The sequence below is a fragment of the Vibrio sp. OPT46 genome (assembly GCF_015163535.1).
In the GTDB taxonomy this organism is placed as follows: Bacteria; Pseudomonadota; Gammaproteobacteria; order Enterobacterales; family Vibrionaceae; genus Vibrio; species Vibrio alginolyticus.
The window spans coordinates 9428-16141 of sequence record NZ_JADDYG010000861.1; the positions used below are offsets into that span (position 1 = coordinate 9428).

General features: G+C 41.2%; 5 protein-coding genes and 1 pseudogene. 4 read left to right on the plus strand and 2 right to left on the minus strand.

The features are described from left to right. Positions 1-70: 70 nt before the first annotated feature. A complete protein-coding gene (gene ylqF, locus IQR33_RS30515; RefSeq protein ID WP_005376521.1) occupies positions 71-1015 on the plus strand; it encodes a ribosome biogenesis GTPase YlqF in 945 nt (314 codons plus the stop codon). 337 nt (positions 1016-1352) lie between these two features. Beyond that, complete coding sequence (cqsA, locus tag IQR33_RS30520) at positions 1353-2534, plus strand: alpha-hydroxyketone-type quorum-sensing autoinducer synthase (protein WP_017635350.1); 1182 nt, start codon at positions 1353-1355, stop codon at positions 2532-2534. Between the two features lie 103 nt (positions 2535-2637). On the opposite strand, the gene IQR33_RS30525 is transcribed toward cqsA, so the two are convergent. Beyond that, positions 2638-4683 (minus strand): response regulator, encoded by a 2046-nt coding sequence (locus IQR33_RS30525; RefSeq protein ID WP_033906489.1) that lies wholly within the window; start codon positions 4681-4683, stop codon positions 2638-2640. A 363-nt stretch (positions 4684-5046) separates the two neighbouring features. On the opposite strand from IQR33_RS30525, the gene IQR33_RS30530 reads away from it, so the two are divergent. Next, positions 5047-5664, plus strand: a complete 618-nt coding sequence (locus IQR33_RS30530) for an HAD family hydrolase (protein WP_025767847.1) — start codon at positions 5047-5049, stop codon at positions 5662-5664. Between the two features lie 90 nt (positions 5665-5754). Here the strand turns inward: IQR33_RS30530 and IQR33_RS30535 are convergent, their stop codons facing one another. Further along, entirely contained in the window at positions 5755-6303 is a 549-nt protein-coding gene (locus IQR33_RS30535) for a GNAT family N-acetyltransferase (protein WP_005376525.1), read from the minus strand. 271 nt (positions 6304-6574) lie between these two features. Between IQR33_RS30535 and IQR33_RS36160 the strand changes: the two are divergent. After that, positions 6575-6714 (plus strand): annotated as a pseudogene (locus tag IQR33_RS36160) (acyl-CoA desaturase); the annotation flags it as partial.

Sequence of the window (6714 nt, forward strand, 5' to 3'; positions counted from 1 at the left end):
ATTACTCAAGACTCACATTGCTACTTTTACAACCGCTGGAGCATTAGAAAAATTAAGGTATTAAATTCAAATGGTTAATAACTCAATCCAGTGGTTTCCTGGCCACATGCACAAAGCACGTAAAGAGATCGAAGAAGCAATCCCTCAAGTGGATGTGATCATCGAAGTACTGGATGCTCGTATTCCTTTCAGTAGTGAAAACCCTTTGATTTCTCAAATCCGTGGTGACAAACCTGTCGTTAAAGTTTTGAACAAACGTGATTTGGCCGATCCAGAATTAACTCAACTGTGGATTGAGCACTTGGAGCAAGAGCAACATGTAAAAGCAATGGCGATCACGACTTCTGAACCACAAGAAGTGCATCGAATCATGGAGCTTTGCCGCAAACTTGCCCCACACCGAGAAGAAATTGGTAAAAACATTCGCACCATGATCATGGGCATCCCAAACGTTGGAAAGTCGACGATCATTAACACCCTCGCAGGTCGAACAATCGCTGTAACAGGTAACCAACCCGCGGTTACACGTCGTCAACAACGTATCAACCTGCAAAATGGCATCGTATTATCTGATACTCCAGGAATTTTATGGCCAAAAGTGGAAAATCCACACAGTGGCTTCCGCCTTGCGGCTACCGGCGCGGTAAAAGATACAGCGATGGAATATGACGAAGTCGCATTCTATACCATTGAATACCTAGCAGCTCATTATGCAGACAAGCTTAAAGAGCGTTATCAAATTGAAGAGCTTCCAGAATCAGATATCGAGATCATGGAAGAAATTGGTCGTCGCCGCGGTGCACTACGTGCAGGTGGACGTGTTGACTTGCACAAAGTATCAGAGATCTTATTGCACGAACTTCGTCAAGGCACTTTGGGCCAAATTACATTAGAACGCCCAGAAATGATCACTCAAGAGCTGATTGAAGTCGAGATTGAGACCGCCCGTAAAGAAGAAGAAAAAGCGAAGCGTAAAGAAGAGCGTCGTAAGCGCTATTTACGTAATAAGCGATAAGCTTGTCTCTTATCTACTCATGTTTCAAGGCGCGATTTTCGCGCCTTTTTTGTTATCTAATGCGCCCATTTTTTTCACTTTTCAAACTTTATATTCCTCATCCAAAATCCCAGATATGAAGCACGAAAAAACACCGCAAAATCGCCGTATAAACTTTAAGCACAAACTAGTTTAGACCCCGGGCCCCTATAGAGTTACAGCCACCATCCAACCCTCAAATGTCGAGTTTGCAAGGGTCTGCAAACTTATGCAACCTGGTTAGTGACACTCTCCCCAAAATCCGCAATATGAATAAGTGTCAGCGCTGGCGTTTTTCCATATGAAGAAGAGATTTATTATGAGTGAAACTATACAAAGCAAACCACTTCCCTCCTTTATCGAGGAACGCCTAGATTTTTATATTCAAGATCTAATCGAACCGAATGAGAACAAAAAACACCTTGTTCTTGGTAAACGCCCACCGTGTAATGCCGTTGTCCTGCAAAGCAATGATTACCTTGCACTGTCTCATAATAAGGAGATTCAAAACGCGCATCGTGATGCGATTTCCCAGCACGATGACAACGTCGTGATGTCCGCGATTTTCTTACAAGACGATGAATCGAAACCTGTATTTGAAACGCAACTAGCCAGTTTCGTTGGTATGCCTAGTTGTCTACTTTCTCAATCTGGTTGGGCTGCGAATGTCGGTTTATTGCAGACTATTTGTGCACCGAACATACCTGTGTACATTGATTTCTTTGCACATATGTCTTTGTGGGAAGGCGCACGTATTGCCGGAGCACAAATTCATCCGTTCATGCATAACAACACCAGTCACCTAAGAAAACAGATTTCACGTCACGGTTCAGGGATCATTGTTGTGGATTCGGTTTACAGCACTATCGGAACCATCGCTCCTCTACGTGATATCTACGAAATAGCACAGGAGTTTGACTGCGGCCTGGTTGTAGATGAATCACACTCTTTAGGTACACACGGTCCACAAGGTGCGGGGATACTGCAGGGTCTTGGCTTAACTCATAAGGTAGATTTTATTACCGTTAGTCTTGCCAAGACATTTGCTTATCGTGCTGGCGCGATTTTAGGCCCAGAAAAACTGGCGAAGACGCTTCCATTTGTGGCGTACCCTGCAATATTTAGTTCTACCGTATTACCGCAAGAGATCATTCGGCTAGAGAAAACACTGGACGTCATAAGAAAATCAGATGATAAGCGAGATATTCTGTTTGAAAGAGCCAAGTCTTTAGCCGTTGGTTTAAAACGCATTGGATTTACTATTCGCAGTGAATCACAAATTATCGCATTAGAATGTGGTAACGAGAGAAACACTGAGCGAGTCCGCGACTTTCTCGAAGAGCGAAATGTTTACGGCGCAGTGTTTTGCCGCCCTGCAACTGGAAGGAACAAAAACATCATCCGTTTTTCAGTCAATGCAGACATGACAGCTGCTGAAGTTGATCATGTACTCACTGTCTGCCAACAAGCATTTGCACACCCTGACTTAGAGTTTGTGTAAGTTAGTGTGTAGATAAAACTAAAGAGCTCAACAGTTTTGCTGAGCTCTTTATTCGTGTTATTCGTTGTGAGCAACTCGCCTCAAGAAAACAAGTCGCGAATGATTAGATCCAGTTTGCGATTTTATCGAACAAACGATTTTTATCCGCCGGTTTTACGATGAAGTCAGACATACCCGAAGACCCAATTTTGTCCAACGTGACAGGTGAACTATCCCCTGTATGCGCAATAATAGGTACCGACGCATAGTTTTTATCCGAGCTTCGAATTCGCCTAGACGCTTCTACACCATCCATAATTGGCATTTCGATATCCATCAGAATGAGATCAACATCTTCTTGCTCTAGTGTATCCAGAGCCTGCTGCCCGTCTTCTTTCTGAATCACTTCAAAGCCTTGCTTTTCAAGTAACATTGCCGTGAATTTACGCAAAGATTCATTATCATCCACGACCATAATTGTGCGCTTATTTGAATTATCTAACGTCACCGAGGCCGTTGGTGTCGATACATAGCTTGAATCATATAAGAGACGCTCAATAGTTGGTTTAGTATTCAATAACCAGGCTTGCGTTTCGATCCAAATAGGTTCATATGCAGCCTTACGTGCTCTCTGAGTCGGATGATGCTCAAAAAGATAAACTATGCGTGCTTCAGTGAAAGACAAGAGAGATTCTAATCTATCCAATTGGTTTGCTCTTGGATCTAAGCTCTCAAGATCGATAAAAATCAGATCGAATTCGAACTCGTACTCTTTCTTTTTGAGTACTTGGTTGGCATCTAAAATCGTCGAGTCAAAGCCCATAAAACGGCTAATATCTGTTACTTTAGACACCAAGATATCTTGGCTAGTCACCGTTAGAATGGTTTTGAGTTTAGTCAGATCGTTTTTGATTTCAGTAACGGTATCAGATGTCGTTAGTGGGAAAGTTAACGTAAATTGAGACCACTCCCCTAACTGAGATTGACACTCAATGTTCCCCCCAAATGAACGCATGACTTTTTTACAAAACGGTAGACCCAAACCATAACTTCCTGATTTGCCAGTGGTGTAAAAGTCTTGAAAGATATTGCGTAGAACATCAGGAGCAATGCCAGCACCATTATCGGTTACAACAATTTGATTAAAGCGTTCTGAACTTATCATGGATACATGTATGTGAAAATCTTCAGATTTACGGTGATGGAAGGCATTCTTGAAGAGGTTATACATAACGTATTTAAGTAATGTATCACTACCTAGAAACTCAAACTCACTTCTCGCATCCAGCGATATGGCAAATCGATCAGTGGCACGTTTATAACTGAAGCTTTCAATTGCCTGTTCAACGACCGAGTGAACTGAATATTTTTTGAAGCTAGAACGAGAAACTCGATTTTCATCAATCGAAGTTAGCAATAAATCGATGGTTTCATTACCCGATTGGATAATGTTCATTGCATCCTGACTCACTTCACGTAATAAGGTGACATCCTCTACACTCATGACGTACTGCTCTTTTCCTGCCTCTTTCATGTTGGGCAAGATCGACTGGATAACATCTATTGAAGTGCAAAGCCCACTCAACGGGTTACGCATTTCATGTGCGATCCCTGCCCCGAATGATTTTGCCAGCGAGACTTTCGCTTCATGTTCAACTTGGTTACGAAAATAGAACAAATTACCGAAGACATAAATAAACAGAAAGATTGGCACATGAGTCCAATCCATGGTCAAGTCAAGATGGAACCCTTTTGCAACCCAAGCGAAGAATGTTGCTAAACCTATCCCAGCAAAGGTTTGAGCAAACATGACCCTAGTAACATGAACCAGTAAAATGTGTAAGAAAATTGCAGACATAAACGACATAACCCATACATTGGACCAGTCATTCATCAGTAACATATAAAAAAAGAAAAACGGTAAGCACAGCGTTATCGTCACTTGGTAGTAAATAGGAACATAATCTCTCCAAGTCGATGATAAGCGGTTTCTAAAAATGATGCCGAAAAACAATAACGAGCAAAACAATCTAAGAGGTAAATTTTCATAAGCCTGTGGAAAGGCAAACTCCCAGACAAAGTAGTACAGCGGAAAGCCAAGAAACCCCATCCAGCCAACGAGAGTTAGGTTTGGTTCTGCATATTGATAAACCTTACGTATCGAGTCCATATAATCTGTTTTGCTTACTCCGCCTGACGCACAATAGTGTGATTTTGATTCACTTTTATCGTTTTATTATTAACTAATTATATATTAATCATCATTTATAAGCAGCGCGAAATGACGTAAACAGCTCGCAATACTTATCTTTAGTTTCAATCTTTTAAGACAGCTACACTTGATTTACAACCAAATAAACAAAGTTGCATATATTTTAGTGCAATTTTGCGATAATCGCTCTGTATCCAATTGGATGTTAATCTCATTTTGTGTAAGAAACTTAAGTCGCGCCTTTGGCACGACTTTCCAACGATTCAAAAACAGCACTCACCGCATATAGCGTGGTGAAGAACAATTGGCTTGGGGTGTGTTATGAATTCTGTCCAGATAAAAAATGTCATTTTTGATGTAGGTAATGTATTGGTACGCTGGTCTCCAGTAGAAATCGTTCGCTTAACATTTGGTGGTTCCGTAGAGTCAGAGAAAATGGCTCAGATGCTATTTTCATCACAAATCTGGAAAGATTTAAATAAAGGGACGATCTCCGAAAGGGAAGCAAAACAGCGTTATCAACGTGAACACCAAGTAACGACGGAAGAAATGGGCCGCTTCTTTTATTATGTAAAACACACTCAAATATTACTTTACGGCAGTATAGAGCTGTTAAAACGAGTAAAAAGAGCCGGATATGGCGTATATGCGCTCACAGACAACATCAACGAAATTGTGGAACACCTTCGTACTACTTATGAGTTTTGGCCACTGTTTGATGGAGCAATCATCTCTTCTGAAGTTCAATTACTAAAACCACAAGCGGAGATCTACCAAACTCTACTTTCAAAGTATCAGCTTAACCCCGAAGAGACAGTATTTCTTGATGACATGCCTTACAATGTTGAAGGTGCCCGAGCAGTTGGCATGGCTGCTATTCAGTTTGAAAATGCTCAGCAATGTGAGCTCGAACTAAAAGCCATGGGGGTTAACTTCTAGAAAGCTTTTAATAAAAACATAACGTTAGGGTGCATAAAAAAAAAAGAGCAGTGTTGAGACTGCTCTTATCTAATGTTTTAGAACGCTAGGTTAGGAGTAAATCACGTTTTCCTCAATCCCACTAACTAATGACTGGGCGTTCTTCCAACGGAATACTTTTTCTAACACCTCTTTGCCATCAGGTGCGCGCCAAGTTCGCTCTTGATCCTCTTGTCCACCAATGTGGCGATAGAATTCAATCGCAGAAATGTTTTGCGACACAACTTCTAAATAAAGACCTGTGTCTTTAAAGTACTGCTGTTGCCATTCTGCGACAGCAAGTAATAGCTGCTTACCAATACCACGACCACGGTAACTGTCATCAACATGCAATGCGTCAATAAAGGTTCCACGCTCGAAATCATGGTTGCCGAACACACAAACAAAGCCAAGTAGCAAACCTCCCTCCTCCGCCAAGACAATGTGCTGATTGAATGGTGGGTTGGTCAAACGGGTTTGCCAAATCAGTAGTTTGTCGTCAATCGCTTCTTTCTCAAGATAGTTATCACTAAGAATGCCACGGTAATGACGCTTCCAGCTATCCGCATGAAGATGCGCAATGCGCTCGTAGTCCTTATATTCCGCTAATCGTAAATCCATTACGTATTCCTATTTTCTTACATTTTTTCTTCTTTATAGAGTCTCGGTATATTCCACCTTTATAACACTTGTTTCTTGGCAGATTTTATACACCTTAAGCCAGAGCTCATTTTTTAATACTACTCATTATTCAATTAAAAGCAAAATATCCCATCAAGTTCCTTAATCTACACCCAAAGGAATAGTCACATTTGTCTAACTTTAATTTGACTTACATGTGCACGCTGATATTCTGGCGAACAGTTGTTAGCTCAAAGTTAGGGATACACCTGTGACTCAAAACAAACCACCTGTTATCTGGTTGAATACATTAATATTTTCTGCCAGTTTTGTTCTGACTTTTATTGTAATGCCTTGGTATGCATATCATTTTGGACTGGGTTGGGAACATCTAATTTGGGGAGTGATTGC

Excerpts from the sequence above, each read along its gene's own strand:
- ylqF (WP_005376521.1), top strand. The coding sequence starts at position 71 with ATGGTTAATAACTCAATCCAGTGGTTTCCTGGCCACATGCACAAAGCA.
- IQR33_RS30525 (WP_033906489.1), bottom strand. The coding sequence starts at position 4,683 with ATGGACTCGATACGTAAGGTTTATCAATATGCAGAACCAAACCTAACT.
- IQR33_RS30530 (WP_025767847.1), top strand. The coding sequence starts at position 5,047 with ATGAATTCTGTCCAGATAAAAAATGTCATTTTTGATGTAGGTAATGTA.
- IQR33_RS30535 (WP_005376525.1), bottom strand. The coding sequence starts at position 6,303 with ATGGATTTACGATTAGCGGAATATAAGGACTACGAGCGCATTGCGCAT.
- cqsA (WP_017635350.1), top strand. The coding sequence starts at position 1,353 with ATGAGTGAAACTATACAAAGCAAACCACTTCCCTCCTTTATCGAGGAA.